Annotated in this window: 23 protein-coding genes; 15 read left to right on the forward strand and 8 right to left on the reverse strand. The window is 68.1% G+C overall.

Annotated elements, in window-relative coordinates:
* The first annotated feature begins 24 nt into the window (after positions 1–24).
* The 4 genes from BM337_RS11265 to BM337_RS11280 all read left to right on the forward strand — a co-directional run bounded on the left by BM337_RS11265 (position 25) and on the right by BM337_RS11280 (position 3,685).
* Positions 25–2,382, forward strand: coding sequence for a bacterio-opsin activator domain-containing protein (locus BM337_RS11265; RefSeq protein WP_089816698.1), 2,358 nt, complete (start codon positions 25–27; stop codon positions 2,380–2,382).
* A gap of 62 nt (positions 2,383–2,444) precedes the next feature.
* Positions 2,445–2,843 carry a DUF7344 domain-containing protein gene (locus tag BM337_RS11270; protein WP_089816699.1) on the forward strand — a complete coding sequence of 133 codons (399 nt, stop codon included), beginning with the start codon at positions 2,445–2,447 and terminating at the stop codon, positions 2,841–2,843.
* 161 nt (positions 2,844–3,004) lie between these two features.
* Positions 3,005–3,394 (forward strand): prefoldin subunit beta, encoded by a 390-nt coding sequence (locus BM337_RS11275; RefSeq protein ID WP_089816700.1) that lies wholly within the window; start codon positions 3,005–3,007, stop codon positions 3,392–3,394.
* Entirely contained in the window at positions 3,395–3,685 is a 291-nt protein-coding gene (locus BM337_RS11280; RefSeq protein WP_089816701.1) for a DUF3194 domain-containing protein, read from the forward strand.
* Between the two features lie 61 nt (positions 3,686–3,746).
* Here BM337_RS11280 and BM337_RS11285 read toward each other — a convergent pair whose 3' ends face one another.
* From BM337_RS11285 to BM337_RS11290, 3 genes are all read right to left on the reverse strand, one after another.
* Positions 3,747–4,004 carry a DUF8142 family protein gene (locus tag BM337_RS11285; protein ID WP_089816702.1) on the reverse strand — a complete coding sequence of 86 codons (258 nt, stop codon included), beginning with the start codon at positions 4,002–4,004 and terminating at the stop codon, positions 3,747–3,749.
* Between the two features lie 223 nt (positions 4,005–4,227).
* A complete protein-coding gene (locus BM337_RS21150) occupies positions 4,228–4,383 on the reverse strand; it encodes a DUF7563 family protein (RefSeq protein ID WP_177227426.1) in 156 nt (51 codons plus the stop codon).
* A gap of 140 nt (positions 4,384–4,523) precedes the next feature.
* Positions 4,524–6,983 (reverse strand): ATP-dependent DNA helicase, encoded by a 2,460-nt coding sequence (locus BM337_RS11290; protein ID WP_089816703.1) that lies wholly within the window; start codon positions 6,981–6,983, stop codon positions 4,524–4,526.
* A 668-nt stretch (positions 6,984–7,651) separates the two neighbouring features.
* On the opposite strand from BM337_RS11290, the gene BM337_RS21155 reads away from it, so the two are divergent.
* Positions 7,652–7,813: a ribbon-helix-helix domain-containing protein gene (locus BM337_RS21155; RefSeq protein ID WP_177227429.1), complete on the forward strand. Its 162-nt coding sequence runs from the start codon at positions 7,652–7,654 to the stop codon at positions 7,811–7,813.
* 23 nt (positions 7,814–7,836) lie between these two features.
* Here BM337_RS21155 and mct read toward each other — a convergent pair whose 3' ends face one another.
* Positions 7,837–9,027, reverse strand: coding sequence for a succinyl-CoA:mesaconate CoA-transferase (mct, locus tag BM337_RS11295; protein WP_089816704.1), 1,191 nt, complete (start codon positions 9,025–9,027; stop codon positions 7,837–7,839).
* 120 nt (positions 9,028–9,147) lie between these two features.
* Here mct and glmS point away from each other — a divergent pair, with 120 nt between their 5' ends.
* From glmS to citE, 5 genes are read left to right on the forward strand one after another with little or no spacing between them, the layout of a single operon-like run.
* Positions 9,148–9,588 (forward strand): methylaspartate mutase subunit S, encoded by a 441-nt coding sequence (gene glmS, locus BM337_RS11300; RefSeq protein WP_089816705.1) that lies wholly within the window; start codon positions 9,148–9,150, stop codon positions 9,586–9,588.
* Between the two features lie 2 nt (positions 9,589–9,590).
* Entirely contained in the window at positions 9,591–11,054 is a 1,464-nt protein-coding gene (locus tag BM337_RS11305; RefSeq protein ID WP_089816706.1) for a methylaspartate mutase subunit E, read from the forward strand.
* Positions 11,044–12,315 carry a methylaspartate ammonia-lyase gene (locus BM337_RS11310; RefSeq protein WP_089816707.1) on the forward strand — a complete coding sequence of 424 codons (1,272 nt, stop codon included), beginning with the start codon at positions 11,044–11,046 and terminating at the stop codon, positions 12,313–12,315. Before BM337_RS11305 ends, BM337_RS11310 begins: the two co-directional genes overlap by 11 nt.
* Positions 12,308–13,390, forward strand: a complete 1,083-nt coding sequence (gene mch / locus BM337_RS11315; RefSeq protein WP_089816708.1) for a 2-methylfumaryl-CoA hydratase — start codon at positions 12,308–12,310, stop codon at positions 13,388–13,390. Before BM337_RS11310 ends, mch begins: the two co-directional genes overlap by 8 nt.
* A 46-nt stretch (positions 13,391–13,436) precedes the next feature.
* On the forward strand, positions 13,437–14,477 hold the full coding sequence (gene citE / locus BM337_RS11320; protein WP_089816709.1) for an L-malyl-CoA/beta-methylmalyl-CoA lyase: 1,041 nt from the start codon (positions 13,437–13,439) through the stop codon (positions 14,475–14,477).
* A 13-nt stretch (positions 14,478–14,490) separates the two neighbouring features.
* Here citE and BM337_RS11325 read toward each other — a convergent pair whose 3' ends face one another.
* On the reverse strand, positions 14,491–14,817 hold the full coding sequence (locus tag BM337_RS11325) for a hypothetical protein (protein ID WP_089816710.1): 327 nt from the start codon (positions 14,815–14,817) through the stop codon (positions 14,491–14,493).
* A gap of 106 nt (positions 14,818–14,923) precedes the next feature.
* Here BM337_RS11325 and BM337_RS11330 point away from each other — a divergent pair, with 106 nt between their 5' ends.
* The gene (locus BM337_RS11330) at positions 14,924–15,463 is read left to right on the forward strand and encodes an SRPBCC family protein (RefSeq protein ID WP_089816711.1); all 540 of its coding nucleotides are present in this window, start codon (positions 14,924–14,926) and stop codon (positions 15,461–15,463) included.
* Between the two features lie 12 nt (positions 15,464–15,475).
* Positions 15,476–15,862, forward strand: coding sequence for a hypothetical protein (locus tag BM337_RS11335; RefSeq protein WP_089816712.1), 387 nt, complete (start codon positions 15,476–15,478; stop codon positions 15,860–15,862).
* A gap of 78 nt (positions 15,863–15,940) precedes the next feature.
* On the opposite strand, the gene BM337_RS11340 is transcribed toward BM337_RS11335, so the two are convergent.
* A complete protein-coding gene (locus tag BM337_RS11340; protein WP_089816713.1) occupies positions 15,941–16,960 on the reverse strand; it encodes a sulfite exporter TauE/SafE family protein in 1,020 nt (339 codons plus the stop codon).
* A 435-nt stretch (positions 16,961–17,395) separates the two neighbouring features.
* Here BM337_RS11340 and BM337_RS11345 point away from each other — a divergent pair, with 435 nt between their 5' ends.
* From BM337_RS11345 to BM337_RS11355, 3 genes are all read left to right on the forward strand, one after another.
* Positions 17,396–18,556 (forward strand): DHH family phosphoesterase, encoded by a 1,161-nt coding sequence (locus BM337_RS11345; RefSeq protein ID WP_177227431.1) that lies wholly within the window; start codon positions 17,396–17,398, stop codon positions 18,554–18,556.
* The gene (locus BM337_RS11350; protein ID WP_089816715.1) at positions 18,540–19,016 is read left to right on the forward strand and encodes a universal stress protein; all 477 of its coding nucleotides are present in this window, start codon (positions 18,540–18,542) and stop codon (positions 19,014–19,016) included. Before BM337_RS11345 ends, BM337_RS11350 begins: the two co-directional genes overlap by 17 nt.
* A gap of 361 nt (positions 19,017–19,377) precedes the next feature.
* On the forward strand, positions 19,378–19,986 hold the full coding sequence (locus tag BM337_RS11355) for an HdeD family acid-resistance protein (protein ID WP_245778655.1): 609 nt from the start codon (positions 19,378–19,380) through the stop codon (positions 19,984–19,986).
* A gap of 94 nt (positions 19,987–20,080) precedes the next feature.
* On the opposite strand, the gene BM337_RS11360 is transcribed toward BM337_RS11355, so the two are convergent.
* Entirely contained in the window at positions 20,081–20,473 is a 393-nt protein-coding gene (locus BM337_RS11360) for a hypothetical protein (protein WP_089816716.1), read from the reverse strand.
* Positions 20,474–21,307 (reverse strand): DUF2391 family protein, encoded by an 834-nt coding sequence (locus BM337_RS11365; protein WP_089816717.1) that lies wholly within the window; start codon positions 21,305–21,307, stop codon positions 20,474–20,476.
* Between the last annotated feature and the right edge of the window lie 125 nt (positions 21,308–21,432).

Raw genomic sequence — 21,432 nt, forward strand, 5'->3', positions numbered from 1 at the left:
CGACCACGGCGAGGACGCCGACGTATGGTGAGTGAGCTCGAAGCGGACTACCGGGTGGTGCAGGGCGAGGCGGCGACGAGACTCCTCTACGTCGACGCCGACGAGGAGACGATGGCGACGGTCGCCAGGTACGTCGAAGGGGAGTACTCCGACGTCGAGCTCGTCGGGACGACGGACGCCGGGGCCGCGGTCGACACGCTCCGGTCCGCCGGGTGGGGCTGTCTCGTCGTCGGCGGTGACCTCCCGGCCGCCGACCGAAGCGCACTGGTCGAGGCGGCGTCGTGCCCCATCGTCTCCTTCACGAGGGCCGGTCGGGACGCGGACACCGACCCGGTCGTCGCGGCGGCGACGATGGTCCTGGAGAAGGGGACCGACGAGCGGATTCTGGCGATGCTCGTCGACAAGGCCCGACAGTTCGCCGGGGCGGGACCGGACGGGGACGACGAATCGCTCGCGCGGACGCTCACCCGGCTGGGGGACGCCGACGAGGACATCGCGTGTTTCGTCGTCGACGACGGCGACCTCGCCTGGGCCAGCCGCCCCTTCGAGACGACGTTTCCGGTCGCTGCGGCGGACGTTCCGGACGGGGACTTCGACGACCGGCTCGCCGCGGTGTTCGGGGATGTCCCGGACCCCGGTACGTCGCTGGTGACAGTCGAGACAGACGACGCGGGCTCGGCCAGTGCGGGCTCGGACGACGAGGGTCCAGTGCTGCGCTACTATCGATACGCCAGCCACCGGATCCCGGACGAGCGCCGGCTGGACGTGTTCGAGGACGTGACCGACAGGGTCGAGCGCGAGACTCGCTCGGGGCTGTACGAGCTCCTCGTCGAGCAGGCCCGCGACGGGCTCTACGTCTTCGACGCCGACGGCGTCGTCGTGTTCACCAACGAGGCCTTCGCCTCGATGCTCGGCTACGACCCCGAGGACCTGATCGGGAAACACGCCGCGGAGATATTCGCGGAGGGTGAACTGCACGCGGCCCAGCGGGACATCAAGAACGTGGTCGACTCCGAGGACACCGGCGGCGCGGGGGACCGGACGTTCCTCGACTGTCACGGCGACCCGGTTCCGGTGTCGGTCAACTACACCGTCCTGGCCGGCGACGAGACGGACTTCGACGGGTTCGTCTGCGTCGCGCGCGACGTCACCGAACGTCGAAAGCGCGAACGAGAACTCGCGGAGCGACGCGACGAACTGGCGCGCATCAACCGCGCCGACGCGCTCGTCCAGAACGTCGTCCGGGAACTGGGGCAGGTCTCCTCGCGCGACGAACTCGAACAGGCAGTGTGTGAGTGCTTCCTCGAGGTCGACGGCGTGACCCTGGCGTGGGTCGGCAATCGTGAGGGTGCCAGCGACCGCATCGTTCCGGGCACCGTCGTGGGCGAGCCCAGGCAGTACCTCCACGACTTGCTGGCGTCGGCGTCCGTGGATGGGGCGACGGGCGGTCCGGCGATGCGCGCTGTCCGGACGGGCGACGTCAAGCTGGCCGCGGACCTCCGGGACGGCGACCGGGAGGACGTCTGGCGTTCGCTGGCGCTGTCCCACGACCTCTACTCGCTGGCGACGATCCCGCTGATCCACGGCGAAACCGTCCACGGCGTCCTCGCCGTCTACGGCGACCGACCGGAGGCCTTCGGCGACGCGCTGACCGACCGGTTCCACCTGCTCGGTGATACCATCGGGTTCGCGATGACGGCCGTCCAGAACAGGCGATTGCTCGAGGAGGACGTCACCGTCGAACTGGAGTTCCGGGCCGACAGTGACGAGGCGCGCCTCGTCTGGCTGGCACAGGCCTGTGACTGTCGGCTGGAGATCGTCGGATCGGTCGACCTCGGCGAGGACGTGCTCCAGTATCTCGCCGTCGACGGGGCCTCGGTCGAGGCGGTCGCGGACGCCGCGGTCGAGAGCGACGCCGTCACCGGCGCCCGCGTCATCCGGGCCGAAGGGTCCGACGCGGGCGTGGTCGAACTCCGGACGCCCTGGTCGCTACGCTCGGCACTCTCGGAAGTCGGGGCCCGGCTGGAGGCCGCCGTGATAACCCCCGCATCCACTCGAATCGTCGTCGAAGCGCCCAGCGACGCCGACGTCAGGGCCATCCACGAGGCCGTCCGTCGGTCGAACCCGGGCGCGACGCTCGTCACCAAGACCGAGGGTGATCGCTCCAGGCTCGACGGCCGGGAGGGAATCGGCGTGACGGAGTCTCTCACCGACCGCCAGCAGGAGGTCCTCCAGGCGGCATACCTGGCGGGCTACTACGCCTGGCCTCGAGATACGACCGCGGAGGAACTGGCCGAGTCGCTCGGCATCGCCTCGCCGACGCTCCACCAGCACCTCCGGCGCGCCGAGCGCAACATCCTGGATGCACTCTTTGGCGAGTAAAACCTAGGTGGCTAGGCGTATTCTTGATAGTTACCACGCGGGTATAGATCAGACGCGAACCAATGACCGAACAGTCCCCGTCTGGCCCGGAAAGCGAGGACTGGCGCGGCATGACCCCGTGTGACCGTGGTCTCACCGCGCCGATGGTCGACGACGTATTCGGGTTGCTGGCCGACTGGCGACGCCGGACTGTCTGTCGATACTTCGTGACGACCGGGTCGAACTCCGTCCACGTCGATACGCTCGCCGCCGCAGTCGCGCGGCGCGTCAGCGACGACGAGATCGACGCCTCCGAAACGCGCGAACAAGCAATCCGAGAGTCCCTCGTCCACGACCACCTCCCCCGAATGGACGAGGCCGGCGTCCTGGACTTCGACGTCCGCAGCGAGTCGGTCTGCTACTGGGGGAACCCGACGCTGGAGAAGTGGGCCGAACACGCCGAGGCCGTCACCGACCGGTAGCGTCCCACACTCCGCCCGCCGTCCGTCCCCGCGCCCGTCCCGCACCCTGTCCGTCCCCGCGCCCGTCCACTCCGTCTCCCGCTGGCGCTCGTCTTCCACCCCCGGGCCGAGTATGGGTGACAAAGCAATGGTTTTTCAGTGAGGGACTCAACCCTCCGACCATGCAGGGTAATCTGCCGCCGGAAGCACAGGAGAAACTCGAGGAACTGCAGGACCTTCAGGAGACGGCACAGCAGGTCGCCGCCCAGAAGCAGCAGGCCGAGACGTCGCTGCAGGAGTCCGAGACCGCACTGAACGAACTCGACGACATCGACGAGGACGCCACCATGTACCGCGAGGTCGGCGAGCTGCTCGTCAAGACCGACTACGCCGAGGCCCAGGAAGACCTCGAGGAGAAGGTCGACAGCCTGGAAGTCCGCACCGAGACGCTCCAGAAGCAGGAGGACCGCGTCCGCGAGCAGTTCGAGGACCTCCAGAGCGAGCTCCAGCAGATGCTCGGCGGCGGTGGCGGCCCCGGCGGCGCACCGGGCCCGGGCGCCGGCGGCGCGTAAATGCCGACCGACGGTGAGACGACGGAGAGTTCGACCGACGGCGGGGACGCCCCGGCCGACGGTCCCACCGACGAGGACGTTGTCGAGGTCGCGTCGGGCGCCGCCGAGGGGGTCGTCCTCTCGCGGTACTCGAAGAGCGAGCTCGACGACTACGACGTGACCGTCACGTTCGACGACGGCGTGCTGGAAGTGGACGTCTACGTCCACGCGCCCGACGCGCGCGCCGACGAAGACCAGGTCGCCGAGGACGCCGCGCTGGCGGCCCAGTCGGCCGTCGACGACCTCTTCTAGGCCGTTCCGGCCGCTTTTGCGATACAGTTCCAGTAGCTGTGGGTGTCGACGTCGCGGTCACCTAGAAGTCGGTCCGGTCACTGGCGAAGCCGGTGCGGAACGCGATCCACGTCAGCACGCTCATGAAGAGGATCGGCGGGAGGATCATGAAGCCCCAGAGCGGGTCCAGTCCCCAGAAGAGCAAGAGGACGAGGTCGGCGAGACCGATGAAGAGGAACGGTGAGACGAACAGCAGCGCCTGCTTGCGAGAGATCCCGCTTTCGTCCTCCCGGTCGTCGAGCAGATCTCTGGTCTCGACGGCCTTCCCGGTGTCTTCCATGGGCGAAAAATTGGGTCCCGACAGGCAAAAACGACCCGTTTTGCTATCGTTCTAGCGGCTGGACGCGCGTCCGAACTGGTCTCTCGCCCGTTTCCGCTGCGCTCTCTGTGGAACACAGCAGTTCAGCTACTCACGAACGGCCTCACCAGTCCGCACTCGGAGACACTCACACCATCAACACAACATCGACAGCCAAAAAATCAGGTGGCGGGGACCAGCGCCGTCACTGACGGGACGAACGCGCTTCGCGGACGTCGTTGCCGTCCCGGAGCTTGTCCTCGCAATACGGGCAGACCCGCGGCCCGTCGTGTCCTTCGGGCGTGAACACCCGAACGTACTGCTCGGTGACGAACGACTCACAGTTCTGACAGTGCGGCATTCACAGAGACACTTACTCAAATACGTATAGGCTTTTTGTTCGCGGGGTGAGTCATGATACATACCAGTCAGCTACCTATAGCCGTCGACCGAATACACGTAGAACTCCGGGTCGATCCTGGGGATCGACGAAGAAAGAATTCAGCGTTCGTCCCAGAATCGGTCGATCTGTTCGGCGAGGAATTCGGGGGTCATCCGGGTGAACTCCGCGCGTTCTTCCTCGGGGAGGAAGGGGTACACCGAGTGGCGCGCGCCGGGGCAGTACCGGCGGCCGACGAACGCGCGGACGCCCACTTCGTCGGTGCCTCTGATGACGCGGCCGATGGCCTGGCGGGCGCGTCGGACCGCGGGCACGGTCAGGGCGTACTCGAAGGCGTCGTCCTCGCCGAAGACGTCGCCGTAGGCACGCTGAACGGCGCGGACGCGGGGGGAGCCGATGTTGACGAGCGGGACGCCGACGACGGCGCAGGTCGAGAGCTTCGCGCCGTCGTAGTCGACGCCCTCGGTGAGGGTGCCCCTGGTACTCGTGACGAGCACCTTGTCGCCGCCGCGGAAGAACTGCTGCTTGCGGCGGTCGGTCTCCTCGTTGCTGGAGGACTCGTCGACGAGGACGGGCTTGGTGACGGCGTCTTCCAGGTACGCGCCGGCCCACCGGGCCTCGCGGTAGTTCGGCATCGAGATCATCACGTTGCCCGGCGAGCGGGCGAGCGCCCGCAGCGCGTGGGCGTACTCGTCGCGCGTCGGGTTCCACCCCTCACCGAGCGGGCGCATGTCCTCGGGGTCGCCGCGGTTTCGCGCGGTGAAAGGGCGGCAGTCGACGAGCCACGAGGCTCGGTTCTCCTCCGGGAACGTCAGCCCGTAGGTGCGATCGTAGACGGGCCGCGAGTCCCGGTCCTTGCCGCCCTCTTCGAGAAACGTCAATCCGGAGACGTGGGCGAACACGTCCAGCGGCTCCAGTGTCGCGCTCATCAGCACGCCCCCGCCTAACTCGTCGAAGATGTCCCGGAGCGCGCGGGCGGGCATGCAGTTGTACAGCAACAGGCCCGGCGTGTACATCTGTTCGTAGTCGGCGTCGACGTGGCGCTCGTCGGCGGGCGCGTGTTCGAGTTCGATCTCCCGGAGGAAACTCGCGTGGTCGCGCTCCCACCAGTTGCCCATGATGGCGCCGACGGCGGCACAGACTGGCTGGCGCGTCTCGCCGAGTTCGTCGAGGACGTCCTCGACCGCCGCGCCGACCTTCGAGAGCGTCCGCCACAGGCTCCCCTCGTAGCCCATCTCCTCGGCCCACGCAGTGAGGTCGTCCTGTCCGGGCTCTTCCGGGTCGCGAAGCGGGATCTCCTGTTCCCGCTCGGGCAGCGTCGATGGGTCCGCGCGCCAGCCCTCGGCCTCGCCGTCGAGGTACTCCCGGACGCGCATGTCGAGCCAGTCGATCAGGTCGTCGTAGAATTCGCGGGCGTCCTTGACGGCGTCGAGGGGGACCTCCCGGACCGAGAGGACCTCCTCGACCTGCTGTTTGTGGTCCTGGGTCTGCTGTGCGCGCTGGATCAGGTGGTTACAGTCGTTGCGCGCCCGCACGAGCGTCTGCTTGCCGACCCTGTCCGAGAGCAGGTCGCGGACCCGCTCCTCCAGCCGGTGGGCCTCGTCGACGATCACGAACGTCTGGTCGTCGAGGATGGACGCGAGCAGCGGGCGCGTCTTCGGGTCGAAGAGGTGGTTGTAGTTCCCGACGACGACGTCGGCCTCCTCGAGCATGACGTTCATCACGCGATGCGGACAGGTCCCGCGCTCGACGGACTCCGGGAGGTAGTCGTCGATGGTGACGACGCGCTGGCGGCCGGCGTCGAAGTCGATCGGCGAGCCCTTGTTGCGGGCGTACCAGTCGGCCTCGAACGGGCAGTACAGCGGCGGGTCGTCGCTCTCGGCCAGTTCTTCGGGCGCGCTCGGCTGGGACTTGCGATAGGGCGAGGTCGCGTTCGCCGTCGCCAGGCTGTCGTCGCCGAAGCTCTGCTGGGCCTGGGCCTCTGGCCGAGCGGCCTTCGCCAGGTCGCTCGCGATCTCGGGGTCCCACCACTGATCGTCGTCGACTTCGGCCTCGATGGCCGCGCTGGCCGCCGCCGACTCCGTCGCGTTGCTGTCGGCCTCCACGAGTCGGGCGGTGTCCTCCCGCAGGTCCTCACAGCGGTCGTGCGTGCTCGCGTCGTCGGGGAACAGCCCCTCCCGGCCGTAGGGACACAGATCCGGTTTCCCCACGAGTGAGATGCCGTCCATCGGCTCGTCCATGTGCGCGTTCATCGCCCGCAGGTCCTCGACGAACTGCTGGAGCTGTTGCTTGACCGGCGTCACGACGACGACCCGTTCGTACAGGTCGGTGTCGCGAACGAGGGAGGTTGCCGCGGTCAGCGCAGCCATCGTCTTCCCCGTCCCGCAGGGCCCCTCCATCGCCAGGTACCCCTTCGACTTGCCCGCCCGGATCGCCTGCTCGACGGCGTCGGCCTGGTTCGCGTACGGCTCCTCGAACGCGAAGTACTCCCGCCAGGTGGCCTCCCCCTCGGCCGCTGGGTCCCCCTCGGCGTCTCCCTCCTGGGCCGCGCCGTCACTCATTGGACAGGGGTTGATCGTCACCGGATTTGAACCTCCGGAATTCTGGCTCGGAGTTGTGTGGTGTTCTTTCGTACACAGGAGTACCGAGAACGGGACGTAGAAAGCCCTCGGCGCGCTCCGGTCCCGCGGGCCCACTGCGCTCCTCACTGCGTTGCGGTGCTTATGGGCCCGAGGTTCCCGGACCCCGCCTCGCCCTTTCATTCCTCCAGGCACACCACCGCAGCCCTGCCCTCCCCCTGGTCGCGCGATGAAACGCGCTCCCGGCCGTGTGGTGCGGTCAGGAAGCGTGTCGCGACGCGGACGCGGCGCGACCGGGGAGGTTTGGTGGTTTTAATCGCGAGCGCGTTTCATCGCGCGAGCGATGCTGGTCCTGGTGGATTGAAAGGGCGAGGTGCGGTCGACGAAGCACGGTGAAGTAAGCACGCGAGCGAAGCGAGCGCGCGCAACGAGCCGCGCGAGTCGAGCGGGCCGAGGGCTTTCCTCTGTTTGCGGTATCGGTACCGACTCAAAGCGATCCATCGACGGCTTTCGACGTGTGTGTGGAGACTGATCAATTCCTTCGTCCACCCCTATTCCCCGCAACAACCCACCGAATCAATCATCGGCGGAAGACGGGCGTCAGACGCCATGGCGGTAGCCTTTTGACCGAGACGGGCCAACGACGGGCCATGACAGCCACCGGATCGACGCCGGACCGCGAGGAGATAACCGTCCGGTTCTCGGAGGGAGTGCTCGACCGGATGGACGAGTCGTGCCGGGCACAGGGCATCGCGACCCGGAGCGAGTTCGTCAGCGAAGCGCTCGACGACCTCGTCGAGCAGGAAGGATAGCGTCCTCGACCGCACACCAGGTCTCAGTCGTCGCTCTCTGCGGTCCGTCGCCCCTCGGCCTCTGACGCGTCGTCGCCGAGGATCTCCGCTCGATGCTCGTCGAGCAGCGGGGCGCGGCCGCCGGGCGCGGTCTCGGTCTCGCTCATCTTGATCGGCGAGCCGGCGATGGTCACGTCCCGGCCGGCGCCGGGCTGTTCGACGTCGACGAGCATGTCCCGGTCCTCGACGTGGGAATCCTCGAAGATGTCGGCGGTATCCTGCACCGGTGCGGCGGGGACCTGCCCCTCCAGCGCGTCCACGACGTCGGCCGTCGCCAGGTCCCGGGTCCAGTCGGCGATGGCCGACCTGAGTGACTCCCGCTCGGCCATCCGGGACGCGGCGTCCGGATAGTCCGCGGCCAGGTCCGCCCGGTCCATCGCCTCGCAGAGGCCGCGCCAGTGGCCGTCGGAGAACGCGGCGATGACGACGTACCCGTCCGCACACTCGAAGGCGTCGTAGGGGAACAGCGTCGGGTGCGAGTTGCCCTGGCGCGAGGGCGCGTCGCCGGTGTAGGAGTACTGGTAGACGGCGCGCTCCGTCATCGAGACCATGGCGTCGTACATCGCGGTGTCGACGTACTGGCCCTCGCCGGTGCGGTCGCGGTGGTGGATCGCGGCCAGGATGCCGACGGCCGAGAGCGCGGCCGTGAACAGGTCGCCGATGCCGGGGCCGACCTTCGTCGGCGGGCCGTCTTCCTGGCCGGTGATCTCCATGACGCCGCCGAGGGCCTGGGCGATGAGGTCGAAGGATGGCTGGCCCTGCCGGTCGGTCTCGCCGGTCCGCGGGTCGCCGAAGCCACGGATGGAGGCGTAGACGAGCTCCGGATTCCGCTCGCGCAGGGTCTCGTAGGAGAGATCGAAGCGCTCCATCGTCCCCGCGCGGTAGTTCTCGACGACGACGTCGGCCTCCTCGACGAGCGAGAGAAAGGCCTCGCGGTCCTCCACGTCGCCGAGGTCGAGTTCCAGCGAGCGCTTGCCGCGGTTGACGCTCTGGAAGTAGCCGCCGTAGGGCTCGTCGCTGCTTTCGGCGTAGGGCGGGTTCGGCCGGATGAGGTCGCCGCCGGGGCGCTCTATCTTCACCACGTCCGCGCCCATGTCCGCGAGCAACATCGTGCAGTACGGGCCGGCCAGCACCTGGGTCAGGTCGAGCACCCGGAGGTCCGATAGGGCTCCCATGCTCTCGGCCAGTGACCGGGCCCACATCAATCTTGGTGATAAATCATTATAATCTCCTTAAGGTGTATTATCATGAAAAATCATTACGTTTATTGTGGGTGCCCCACCACGAGGTAGTACATGCCCGAAACGGTCATCCTCGGCGTGATAGGATCCGACGCGCACGTCGTCGGGATCACGATCCTCGAACAGGCGCTGTCGGCCGCCGGATTCGAGGTCGAGAATCTCGGCGTCCAGAGCTCGCAGGAGGAGTTCGTCGAAGCGGCGAAAGCCGAGGACGCGGGGGCTGTACTCGTCTCTTCGCTGTACGGGCACGCGCGCCAGGACTGCGAGGGCTTCCACGAGCGACTCGAGGAGGCTGGACTCGACGTCCTCACCTACGTCGGCGGCAACCTTTCGGTCGGCCAGGACGACTTCGAGTCGACGCGCGAGCGCTTCCGCGAGATGGGGTTCGACCGGGTCTTCGACGCGGAGACGGACCCGGAGGAGGCCATCGCCTCGCTCCGGCGGGACCTCCAGCTGACGACGACCGAGCCCGAGGCGGTCAGGGTCGATAGCTGACCATGCTCACCGACACGCGGCTCGCCTCCGACGAGCTACAGCGCATCGCCAACGAGTTGCGCGACAACTGGCACACGGGTCGCGAGGTCGACTTCGAGGAGGCCATCGCCTTCCACGAGTCCCTCCCGCACTCGAAGGAGTTCGCCACCGTGCTGGAGTCGGCCGACGCGCCGCTCCTCCAGCCCAGGGCCGGCGTCCCCTGTCTGGAAGAACAGATCGAACTCCTGCGATACCTCCAGGACGAGGGCGGCGCTGATCTCCTCCCCACCACCATCGACTCGTACACGCGCGACAACGAGTACGAGAAAGCCGAGGAGGGGCTGGCCGCCTCGCGCAACAGCCCGGACAACGAACTCAACGGCTTTCCCGCGGTCAACCACGGCGTCGAGGACTGCCGGCGACTCGTCCGGGCGCTCGACGCCCCCATCGAGGTGCGCCACGGGACTCCCGACGCGCGCCTGCTGGCGATGGTGACGCTCGCCGGCGGGTTCCAGAGTTTCGAGGGCGGGCCGATCTCGTACAACATCCCCTACACCAAGGAGCACAGCCTGGCCGAGACCATCGAACACTGGCAGTTCGTGGACCGGCTCTGCGGCGCCTACACGGAACGCGGCGTCACCATAAATCGCGAGCCGTTCGGCCCGCTGACCGGGACGCTCGTCCCGCCCTCGATCGCCATCGCCGTGATGCTCGTCGAGGGACTGCTCGCGGCCACCCAGGGCGTTCGCTCGCTCACGCTGGGGTACGGCCAGGTCGGCAACCTCGTTCAGGACGTCGCCGCGCTGCGGGCGCTTCGCTCGCTCGGCGAAGAGTACCTCCCGGACGATGTGACAGTCACCACCGTCTTCCACGAGTGGATGGGCGGGTTCCCGCCGGACGAGGCCCGCGCCAGCGGCGTCATCGGCCTCGGCGGCGCGACGGCGGCAGTCGCCAGACCGGACAAAGTCATCACCAAGTCCCCCCAGGAGTTCCAGGGCGTCCCGACGAAGGAGGCCAACGCCTCGGGCCTCCGCACCACCAGACAGCTGATCGACATGCTCATCGAACAGGACATCGACCTCGGCGGCATCGACGACGAACAGGACCTCATCGAACGCACGACGCACGCGCTGATGGACGCCGTCTTCGACGCGGGCGAGGGCGACGTCGTCCAGGGCGTGCTCAACGCCTTCGACTCGGGGGCGCTCGACGTGCCGTTCGCGCCGAGCGACGCCGCGAAGGGGGCGGTCCTCCCCGCCAGAGACGACGACGGGCGCGTCCGCATCTTCGAGTTCGGCGACCTCGCGCTCCCGGACGACATCAAGCAGATCCACGCCTCGCGACTCGGCGAGCGCGCCCGCACGGAGGGCCGCGACGAGTCGTTCAGGATGGTCGCCGACGACGTCGACGCCATCAGCGACGGGAAGCTCATCGGCCGTCCGACCGGTGATTCCGACCTCGCCGGAGGTGTCGGCGATGCGGATTGAGGACGTCCGCGCGATCCCCGGCGTCTCCGGGTTCTTCTTCGACGACCAGCGGGCCATCAAACAGGGGGCGACCCAGGACGGCTTCGACTACGAGGGCGACCCCGTGACGCCCGGCTTCGAGCGCGTCCGCGAGGCGGGCGAGTGCCTCATCGTCGAACTGGAACTCACTGATGGAACGGTCGCCAGGGGGGACTGCGCCGCGGTGCAGTACTCCGGCGCCGGCGGGCGCGACCCGCTGTTCCGCGCCGCGGAGTACGTACCCGTCGTCGAGGGCCCGGTCGCCGACGCACTCGTCGGCCGGGACGCGACGGCGTTCGGGGGGAACGCGACCGTCGTCGAATCGCTGGATCCAGCGAAAACCGACGGCGACCGCCTGCACACTGCGGTCCGCTACGGCGTCTCGCAGGCGCTGCTGAACGCCGCCGCGCGGGCCTCCCACCGGACGCCGACGGACGTGCTCGCCGAGGCGTACGGCACCGTCCCGGCCGACGAACCGGTCCCGGTGTTCGGGCAGTCCGGCGACGAGCGGTACGCCAACGCCGAGAAGATGATCCTCAAGGGAGTCCCGGTGCTTCCCCACGGCCTGTTCAACTCGGTCGAGAAGGTGGGCGATGACGGCGAAACGCTGGTCGAGTACCTCGACTGGCTCGCCGAGCGGGCCACCGAGCGCGGCGAAGCGTACGACCCGCGCTTCCACGTCGACGTCTACGGCGTCCTCGGCGAGGTGTTCGGCCCGCCGTACGACCGCGAGGAAGTGGTCTCCTACTTCGAGGAGTTACGCGCGGCAGCGTCTCCCTATCCACTCCAGGTCGAGGGGCCGATGGACGCAGAGGGGCGCGCCGAACAGATCCACGCGATGGCGGAGCTCCGGGAGGGGCTGGCCAGCGCTGGCGTGGACGTCGACCTGGTTGCCGACGAGTGGTGCAACACGCTCGACGACGTCCAGGCGTTCGTCGACACCGGCGCCGCCGACGTCGTCCAGGTGAAGGCGCCCGACCTCGGTGGCATCCAGCGCTCGGCGGAGGCCGTCCGCTACTGCGAGGGGACCGACACCCGGGCCTACCTCGGCGGCACCTGCAACGAGACGGTCACCTCCGCACGGGCCTGCGCCCACGTCGCGCTGGCGACGAACGCCGCCCAGGTCCTGGCCAAGCCCGGGATGGGCTTCGACGAGGGGTTCATGGTCGTCACCAACGAGATGCGACGGACCATCGCCCGTCGAGAAGCCGACGCAGCCACGGAGGTGACCGCCGATGACTGACGGGGACGGCGCCGACTGGACCGACGCGGAGACGTTCGCCGCCGCCCTCGACCGCGCCGAGACGCGCGAGAAGGGCCACTTCTTCGAGTTCTTCGCGGAGGGCGACGAGATCGAACACGACCCCGGCATCCGACTCGCCCGGGCCGGCAACGAGCAGTGGCTGAGCCAGACGCTCAACCACGACCCGGCGTACTGGCGGACCGACGTCGCCGCGGAACGCGGGTTCGAGGAACCGCCCATCCACCCCGACTACCTGCTCGCGTGCGTGATGGGCCCCTCCGTCGAGGACCTCTCGGAGAAGGGCGGCTACTTCCTCGGCCGGACGAACGTCCGCTATCACGAAACGGTCTACCCCGGCACCGAGGTCCACGTCCTCTCGACCGTCGTGGACACGCGGACCTCCTCCTCGCGGCCCGACTACGGCATCGTCACCTGGCAGACCGAGGGGTACGACGCCGACACCGGGGACGTGCTCGTCAGCTACGAGCGGACGAACATGATTCCGAGAAGAGAACAGGTGGCGACCGACGGCGGTTCCACCGAACGGAGCGACACGTACACCGCCTCCGACGTTCCCGACCTCCCGGAGACGTTCGTCACCCCGGACGGCGGCTACCTGGAGGACTTCCGGGCCGCGCTGGACCGCGCCGAGGACGAAGACGCCGCCGTCGCCTACCGCCACGAGCGCGGGCGGACGATGGACGATACGCTGGTCGCGGGGCTCCCACTGGCGACGCTGAACACCGCCCGCCAGCACCACAACCGCGACGAGATGGCTGACTCGCCCTCGGGCGACGTCGTCGCCTACGGCGACGTCACCCGCTCGATAGCGCTGGCCCACGCCCGCTCGGACGAGGCGACGTACCGCGAGCGGCGCTTCGAGAACGAGCGCTTCCACGACTTCGTGACGCTAGGGGACACCGTCTACGGATTCACGCGCGTGCTCGACGCCGACAGACCGGTGGCCGACGCCGAGGCGGGCGCCGTCACGTTCCAGCACGTCGCCTTCAACCAGGAGAACACGCCCGTCTACTCAGGCGAGCGGACGGCGCTCGTCCGCTGCCGACCGGAGTGACCGCCCAGAGAACAGACGACCGAGACCGAACCACGACACATCATCCATGACACGACTCTGCCGCACGTTCCAGACCGCACCGGCCGCCGTCCCGAAGGAGGACAGCGCGAAGTACCTGAAATCCGGCCTGACCGCCGAGGGGTTCCAGTCGCCCGACTGGCTGGTCCCGGACATCGAGGACGGGACGGCGCCGAACATGAAGGCCGAGGCCGTCGAGAACGTCGCCGACCTCGTGCCCGAGCACGCGCCCGACTTCGGCGGTGAGATATGGCCACGCGTCGAGTGGAGCTACGCCGATTCGGGATTCAGGGAGCGCGGGAGCGACCAGATCAGGACCCTCGTCGACGAGGCGGGCGACCACATCGACGGCGTCGTCGTGCCGAAGGTCGGTCGCCTCGCGGACGTCGAGCGGGCGCTGTCGGCCGTCGCCGACGCCGAGCGGGAGTTCGGCCACGACGACGGGAGCATCGGCCTCTCGATCATCGTCGAGACCGCCCGCGCCTGGTCTGACCTGCGTGAGATCGCCATGCTCGGCGAGGACGGCCGTCTCACTGGCCTGATCTTCGGCCCCGTCGACTACACCGCGGAACTCGGCGGCCGGGCGATGGACGGCGAGCGCCCCCGCTGGGACGCGATGCTCGAACACCTCTCGAACGAGGCCAGCGCCAGCGACCTGGTCTGCGTCGGCGGCCCGTTCGACCGCCTCTTCCACGAGCGCGCCGGCGTCACGTACTTCAACGCGCCGGGGTACGCCGACCAGGTGACCTACGAGGCGAAGATCGGCATCGACGGCTCGTGGTCGCTCCACCCCAAGCAGACGGTCCAGGCCAACCGGATCCACATGCCCACGAGCGAGGAACTCGAACGCGACGTCTCGAAGATAGAGCGGTTCAACGACGCGAAGGCCGAGGGGACCGGCGCCGTCGTGCTGGACGGCCAGATGGTCGACGAGGCGACGTTCAAGAACTTCGCCAACACTGTCGAGGACGTCCGGGCCATCGACGACGCCCACCCACAGCAGACGAGCGAGTTCTACGACGACGAGTTGCTGGAGCGAGCGCGAGAGCTCGACGTCGGGTTCGCGTGAGGCAATCGCGGATCTAGTCTCCGAACGGTGGCATCGACGCGCTCGATGGTCCGTCGCCGCCGGCATCGTCGTTCGAGCCGTCTCCGTCTCCCGCCGAGTCGTCGTCACTGCCGTCGTCTCCGGTCTCCGGTGTTCTCCCGGGGAGTTCGTCTCGGTCGTCGATCTCCTCTAGCGCACTCAGGGCAAGATACAGCGCGCTGCCGAACATCGCGGCACCACCGACGACGTTCCCGCCGTCGGGATACTCGATGGATGCGAGTTCGACGGCGATGGCGCCGAGGACGATCAACACGAATGCAGTACACCGTCGAATCGTCCGGCGAAGGAGGGCGTCGGACATACCGATCCGTGCCCCAGGCCGGACCGAATAACTTCCGGCTGTGGCGTCCCGTCGGTACCCTGGCGGGCCAGAGAATACTTATCACCTGTCTGAACGAAGGGCCAGTATGCAAACCATCGTCGCCGGCACCCAGATAGACGCGCCGCGCGCCGACGTGTTCGCCTTCTTCGAGCACATGAACGACCGTCGCTACCGCGCCTGGCACCCCGAGGCCCACCGGGACTTCCGGTACGTCAGCGGCGACCGCATCGAGACCGGCACGGTCGCGCACTTCGAGGAGGTCGTCGGCGGCGACGACCACTCCCTCGACGCCGAGTACACGGCCGTGGTGCCCGACCACGTCATCGAGTTCCGCCTGACCCATCCGGTGTGGCGGCTGTTCCTCCGGCGGGTGCGCCTGGAATTCCGCGACTCCGGGCGCGGGAGCCACTTCGTCCAGAAACTGTTCCTCCGGTCGGGGCCGATTTCGGCCCACTCGGCGCGGATCCAGGACGAACTCGCTGTCGTCAAGCAGCACATGGACGAGGAGGGCGAGAATCTACGCGATATCGTCGAGAACGACCGCGTCGACGCCATCGATGCGGGGTCGGACCCGGCCGCAGTCGGGGAGCCGTCGGCGCAGAGGCTAAACGTCCAGACACCTTAGAAAAATTGAACTATGGATCAGCTCGAACTCGGCAAGGCGACGATCGTATACGAGGACCAGAACGGCGACGTCGTCGAGGACACCGTCGACAACGAGATGGTCGTCTACGCACGCGACCACTGGATGCTCAAGTCCGGCACCGACGACGACGGCAACGACCTGATGAGCCAGATTCCCCGCGACCGGGTGGTGCGCGTCGACAGGAACGTCGAGAAGTTCGAGGACCAGGCCCAGACGGTTCGTCGACGCGTCGTGTCGTTCGCCGACGAGCTCCGCGAGAAACTCCCCGTGGACGTCGGCGAGGGGATGGGCGGCGGGCCGCGCCGGGGCAGGGACCGTCACGAGCCCCAGAGCCAGACGATTCCCGTCGAAGAGGGCGACGAAGGCGAGGGCCGATAGGCACCGTTTCGGTCGGCTCGTGTCGTCCGATACCCCCTGGCGAGCGCTCGCCGGTGGCGCCCCGCGTCGGGTTCCTCCTCACGTGAGCTGGACGAGCGCGTACGTACCGATCGAGAACGCGTACAGCGGGATCAGGTACTCCAGCACGCGGCCGGGGAGCACGCGAACGAGATAGGGCGCAGCGATGGCGGCGAGGAACGCGCCGGTGAACAGCGACGGGAACAGGCCGTAGCTGATGGGAAACCCGGCGAGGAACAGGCCCACGTACGTGAGCGCGCCGACCACCGAGACCAGCCCCTCCGACAGGGACGTGATCGCGGTCGCGGTCTTCTCGAAGACGCCTGCGTAGATCTGCCCGAGCGTCGCGACGGGGCCGTAGCCCCCGCCCGAGACGCCCTTGTTGAGTCCCGCGAGTAGTGCGAACCCGGCGAGCCTGCGCGGGCGATACGTCAGCTGTCTGGGCAGGAACTGCCGGAGGAGCCCGAAGACGCCCATCGCGATGACGAGCAGGGCGACGTAGATCTCGATGGCGCGCTCCGGTATCTCGACCAGGAGGTACGCGAAGCCGATGGAGGCGAGCGTCCCGACGACGCCGAAGCCGGCCAACAGCAACACGGCCTTGGTGGCGTCCGAGAGCGGGCGGCTGACCGAGAACGTCACGTTCTCGAACTCGTGGTGGAGCGCGCCGGCGAGCAGTCCGGTGACGGTCTCCGTGATGAACAGTACCGGGACGACTTCCAGCGGGGTGTAGCCGAACGATAGCAACAGCGGCGTCAGGGACGTCCCGAATCCCATTCCCGAGGCGGAGTCCAGCGTCTCGAAGACGAACCCGGCGAGGAAGACGCCGGGGACGAACAGCGACGGAGCGACCTGTATGACGTTTCGCCCGTCACTGATCATGGAGACGCCCACGAGGAGCGTCGCGAGGTAGCCGAGTACGAGCAGCACCACTCGTCGGCGGGTCCTGCGCCGGAGGGCGATTCGCTGGCCGATCGGCTTCGCGTCGAGTCGGCGCGCCTCCTCGCCGATCGCCGGCTCGGTGTAGTCGATGGGCTCCGTGTACGGGATCTCGGGGTCGGGGAAGTCTGGTATCGACATCTCGTTTGGCGGGTGCGTATCGAACGATACGTCGCGGTGTCGACATTGTTCATTTCAGCCTTTCGCCGCGTTGGATCGGGCTAGCGTCTCGAAGCGGGAGCCATCGAGTGACGCGTCATCGGGGGCTTCGATGTCTCGGCGTGGCCCTCCGACATTCCAGTCGATCGGGGCGGATCACGCGACGTAGCCGTTAGCGCGGCCCGGCGGGGGCAATGCGACGCGAATGAATCGAGCATACTTCTGAGCAAACGAGGCATAACTGAAGCGGCGACGTGACCGGGTGTACGCCGTCCGTGGCGGCGACGGCGTCGACGCGGCCGGTCTTTGCAGTCGGTCGCTATCGTCTGCTTACCCGCAGTCGATTCCCACGAAGGCTCGGCCGTACCTGGCGAACGAACTGATCGCTTATAGTGTCATGTTTCTAACCAAATGTGCATGAGGCTCGCTACCGCACTCGCGGACTATCTCACCGACAAGAGCTTCGTCGCGGTGATCTGTCACAGGGAACCGGATCCTGACTGCCTCGCGAGCGCGGTGGCGTTCGGGACTATCGCCCACTGGTGTGGCGCCGAAACGGTCGAGTACTTCGACGGCACACGGATATCTCGGCCACAGAACCTGGCGCTCATCGCCCATCTCGACGTGAACCTCCGCCCGGTTTCGGAGCTGACTCCCGCCGAACCGGACGTGCTCGCGCTCGTCGACCACGCCGTCCCGGGCGTTCACGACGGACTTACCCGGGATACGCAGGTCGACGTCATCCTCGATCACCACGAACACGACCGACCCGTGACGGCCGACTTCGTCGACGTCCGCCCGGAGTACGGTGCCACGGCAACCTTGTTCGTCGAGTACCTCCGAGAACTCGGCGTCCCGGTCTCGGCGCGACTGGCGTCGGCGCTCCTGTTCGCTCTCCATCGCGAACGGCTGGATCAGGTCCGTCACCCGACGCGACACGACTACCTCGCCGCCGCCGCGATGCTCCCGCTCAGCGACCCCGCCACGATCGACCACCTCTATCGCGCGGGCATGAAACCGACGACCATCGACGCGATCGCGACGGCGATCCGGAACCGCCGCACCGTCGGCTCGTGTCTGGTCTCGTGGGTCGGGCCGATACCGGACCGCGAGGCGCTCCCCCAGACGGCGGAGTACCTGTTGAACCTGCAGTCGGTCGACACGGTGCTCGCTCTCGGCGTGGTCGACGACGAGGTCCACCTCAGTGCACGCACCGTCGATCAGCGCGTCAACCTGGCGACCGTCTTGCCGAGCGTCATCGGCACCGCGGGAAGCGGGGGTGGTCACCGAGACATGGCCGGCGGCGTTATCCCCGCTGCCCGGCTCGACACGTCCGCGCGGGACGGCGGGGACGCCGCCCCGCCGGCCGTCGACGACCTCGGGTCGCGGTTCTGTACGACTGTCGAGCGAGCGAAATCTGCCGGCGTCGTGGCGGAGCCGGGGCCCCCGGTTCAGGTCGTTGATACGGCCGTCGAGGCTCGTAGCGACGGATCGAACGCGCTCCCGGACGCGGTGTCGGCCGGCGTCTCGGACGACGCGGTCTCCCCACGGGGAACGCCCAGTGACGTCCACCAGTGAACTCGCGGGCACGGCGGCGCCCGCGTTCTCGGATCTGCTCCTGCCGACAGACGGCACCAAGCGGATGACGAGGGTGGTCGACCTCGCGATCGACGTCGCCTCGCAGTTCGGTGCTCGTCTCCACGTGCTCTACGTGGTCGACGCCGAACGGGGCCGTTTCACGGGGTCGAATGCCCGTCAGAAACCGTTCCAGTGGGGCGACGTCGTCACCGGCGACGTGGCCGAGCTGGCGCGCTACCGCGGGGTCGAGCCCGTGACGGTGATTCGGGAAGGCGTCCCCCACGAAGTGATCCTCGACTACGCGCGCGAGGCAGCGGTCGACCTCATCGTCGTCGGCATCGATAGGCCCCGTACAGTCGTCGGCTACGCCGCAGACCTGCTCGGTCACACCCCCATGGGAACGACGTCCAGCCACGTCATCTACAGGGCCCAGGTTCCAGTCCTCTCCGTCCGCGTGTGAGAGTTTCCTGCGGCCTACCGGCACCGCGTCAGTGCCGACCACACGAGTCCGCGCCACGGCGATGCGCGGTCGCGCTAGCCACGACGTCATCGCTGTCTCGCCGGTCTGACCGACCCGCAACGACCAGACGGACGGGTCGGGGCGACACCCGGTTTCCGGCGCCCTCACGCGATGTCGTCCCAGAGGCTGCTACCGCTGGCAGCCGACCGCGAGCCGGCGACGCCGGGACGACGGTAAGCCCACGTGGTGCACGCGATGGACGGCGTTAGTGCGATGCAGTCGGCGGGCGACGTCGCGGTGCGCTCGGCTTACCGCTCGCAAGGAATCTATAACAAAGTCGCCCGACGGCGTAGCGATCCACATGGAAGAATCGACAGTGTACGGTTCGCGGACCGACGGTGAATCGATGCCCGGACTGGAGACCAGCTGGCGGTCGCTCGAAGTCGGTGGGATACTCATCGTCCTCCTCGGACTGTTGGCCGTGGTGTTCCCGCTCGTGGCAGGCGTCTCGATCTCGCTCGTGCTCGGCGGCTTGCTCGTCGTCGGGGGCCTCGTCCACGTCGCACACGCCTTCCGGGCGCGCGGATGGGCCGGATTCGCGGGACAGGTCCTGCTCGCCGTGGTGTACGTCTTCGCCGGTATCTCGCTGCTCGCGAACCCGCTGCTCGGCCTGACCACGCTGACGCTGTTGCTGATCGCCTACCTCCTGATCTCGGGACTCGTCGAGGTCGGGGTCGGGCTGCGACTGCGCGGCCAGCCGCGGTGGACCCTTCTCCTCGCCAGCGGGCTCCTCTCGGTGGCCCTGGGCGTGATACTGATCGCCGGGTTCCCGTCGACGGCGGCGTGGGTCGTCGGGCTGTACGTCGGGATCAACCTGATCGCCACCGGCGTCTCGATGGTGCTGATGGGACGGCAGGTTCAGCGCGAGGTGACGGCCGTCGGCGGCGCCAGCGGTGGCGTCGCTCAGTGACGGTCTAGTAACCGCTCGTTTTTCGACCCGACGGCGGGTCGCCGCTCGCGGCCGACGACGGACGGCCACCGGTGCTGACTGCCGACCGACGCCGTCACGCCATCACCCAGTTCGCGACGGAGACGTTCGGATCGGTCGTGCCCGCGGGACAGACGAGCGTCGCCTGGCGACGCGTCGAGGCCGGCACGTAGGTGAGCTGGACGCTCGGCGGCGGCCTCGCGCAGTCCGCCTCGACGGTCACGGAGACCAGTCCGACGTCGCCCGGGTTCCTGAGCCGAACGGAGACGGCCACCTCGTCGTTCGGCATCGTGTCGGTCCCAACGACGGTGGCGCTCGGCGCGACGCCGCTCGGCGTCGCAGCCATCTGCGCCGCGCCGTAGGCGACCAGCGACAGCGTGAACAGGATGCTGACGGCCATCACCACCTTCTGTGTCGTCGACGTCTCTCCCTCGTCGGAGCTCCCGCCGGTGCGGTCGCCCCCATCCATTCAGACCACCACCTGCGCCGCTGCGCCACCGAGCGACGCCGGAAAGGCCAGGACCACCGTCTCCTGGTAGACCAGCGCGAGGGTCGCGTTCGTGAAGTGCCCGAACGCGGTGAGCAGGAGGAACGCCGTCGTCGCACCGACGGCGTAGGCCAGGAACGCGGTACCGAGTTCCAGCCGCCAATTGTCGGCTGCACGCCCCCGCTGTCCCCGGAAATCGAGTTCGAACAGGAACAGGTAGACCAGCGCGACGGTGACGACGACCAGCGTGAGGTGGTGGGCCCAGCCCATGTGCGCGGCGATGAGTTCCATCTCCTGGGTCGGTGCGATGGCGGCCGAGATGAAGAGGGCCCCGACGACGAACAGCGCGACGTTCTGAGGGAACTCCATCTCCTTCTCGGCGGCCTCGTCGCTCGTGGTTCCGAACAGGCGGTTCGCCATCGCCGCACCGAACCCGAGGGGGACGACTTCGATCAGCCCGAGGCGGACCGCGAGGTCCGGTGACGACCCGAGGTCGACGATACCCAGTAACAGGAGGGTGGCGTACGAGGCGACGAAGCTCTGGAGGAGTATCTGCGTGACCGCCAGCGCGACCTGGGACGCCGACCCGGGGCGTTCGTTCGCCTCCCCGTTCGCCTCGTGGAACCCGACGAATCGGGTGACGACGACCACGCCGGACAGGCCGACGAGGGCGAACCCGAGGAGGTACGGCATCGGCAGCGTCCAGCCGAGCCACCACGTCTCCATCGTGTAGTGGAACGTCAACCCGACGACGAGCAGCGCGCCCATCACCCCGCGAATCTGGTCGCGAAGCACCGCGATCGCGCGTCCGTTCATCTGACGGGCGACGGACCGGTTGTTCGGTCGGTGCGTCGTCGGGACGTCGGCGCGTTCCTCGTGACCACGTTCGGAACACCTGTTAGATAATTGTCCTACTCGATGAAAACCGTTCGGTACGCGTT

Source organism: Halomicrobium zhouii, assembly GCF_900114435.1.
Taxonomy (GTDB): domain Archaea; phylum Halobacteriota; class Halobacteria; order Halobacteriales; family Haloarculaceae; genus Halomicrobium; species Halomicrobium zhouii.

Coding starts and splice junctions, on each gene's coding strand:
- BM337_RS11265 (WP_089816698.1), top strand. CDS start 25: ATGGTGAGTGAGCTCGAAGCGGACTACCGGGTGGTGCAGGGCGAGGCG.
- BM337_RS11270 (WP_089816699.1), top strand. CDS start 2,445: ATGACCGAACAGTCCCCGTCTGGCCCGGAAAGCGAGGACTGGCGCGGC.
- BM337_RS11275 (WP_089816700.1), top strand. CDS start 3,005: ATGCAGGGTAATCTGCCGCCGGAAGCACAGGAGAAACTCGAGGAACTG.
- BM337_RS11280 (WP_089816701.1), top strand. CDS start 3,395: ATGCCGACCGACGGTGAGACGACGGAGAGTTCGACCGACGGCGGGGAC.
- BM337_RS11285 (WP_089816702.1), bottom strand. CDS start 4,004: ATGGAAGACACCGGGAAGGCCGTCGAGACCAGAGATCTGCTCGACGAC.
- BM337_RS21150 (WP_177227426.1), bottom strand. CDS start 4,383: ATGCCGCACTGTCAGAACTGTGAGTCGTTCGTCACCGAGCAGTACGTT.
- BM337_RS11290 (WP_089816703.1), bottom strand. CDS start 6,983: ATGAGTGACGGCGCGGCCCAGGAGGGAGACGCCGAGGGGGACCCAGCG.
- BM337_RS21155 (WP_177227429.1), top strand. CDS start 7,652: ATGACAGCCACCGGATCGACGCCGGACCGCGAGGAGATAACCGTCCGG.
- mct (WP_089816704.1), bottom strand. CDS start 9,027: ATGGGAGCCCTATCGGACCTCCGGGTGCTCGACCTGACCCAGGTGCTG.
- glmS (WP_089816705.1), top strand. CDS start 9,148: ATGCCCGAAACGGTCATCCTCGGCGTGATAGGATCCGACGCGCACGTC.
- BM337_RS11305 (WP_089816706.1), top strand. CDS start 9,591: ATGCTCACCGACACGCGGCTCGCCTCCGACGAGCTACAGCGCATCGCC.
- BM337_RS11310 (WP_089816707.1), top strand. CDS start 11,044: ATGCGGATTGAGGACGTCCGCGCGATCCCCGGCGTCTCCGGGTTCTTC.
- mch (WP_089816708.1), top strand. CDS start 12,308: ATGACTGACGGGGACGGCGCCGACTGGACCGACGCGGAGACGTTCGCC.
- citE (WP_089816709.1), top strand. CDS start 13,437: ATGACACGACTCTGCCGCACGTTCCAGACCGCACCGGCCGCCGTCCCG.
- BM337_RS11325 (WP_089816710.1), bottom strand. CDS start 14,817: ATGTCCGACGCCCTCCTTCGCCGGACGATTCGACGGTGTACTGCATTC.
- BM337_RS11330 (WP_089816711.1), top strand. CDS start 14,924: ATGCAAACCATCGTCGCCGGCACCCAGATAGACGCGCCGCGCGCCGAC.
- BM337_RS11335 (WP_089816712.1), top strand. CDS start 15,476: ATGGATCAGCTCGAACTCGGCAAGGCGACGATCGTATACGAGGACCAG.
- BM337_RS11340 (WP_089816713.1), bottom strand. CDS start 16,960: ATGTCGATACCAGACTTCCCCGACCCCGAGATCCCGTACACGGAGCCC.
- BM337_RS11345 (WP_177227431.1), top strand. CDS start 17,396: ATGAGGCTCGCTACCGCACTCGCGGACTATCTCACCGACAAGAGCTTC.
- BM337_RS11355 (WP_245778655.1), top strand. CDS start 19,378: ATGGAAGAATCGACAGTGTACGGTTCGCGGACCGACGGTGAATCGATG.
- BM337_RS11360 (WP_089816716.1), bottom strand. CDS start 20,473: ATGGATGGGGGCGACCGCACCGGCGGGAGCTCCGACGAGGGAGAGACG.
- BM337_RS11365 (WP_089816717.1), bottom strand. CDS start 21,307: ATGAACGGACGCGCGATCGCGGTGCTTCGCGACCAGATTCGCGGGGTG.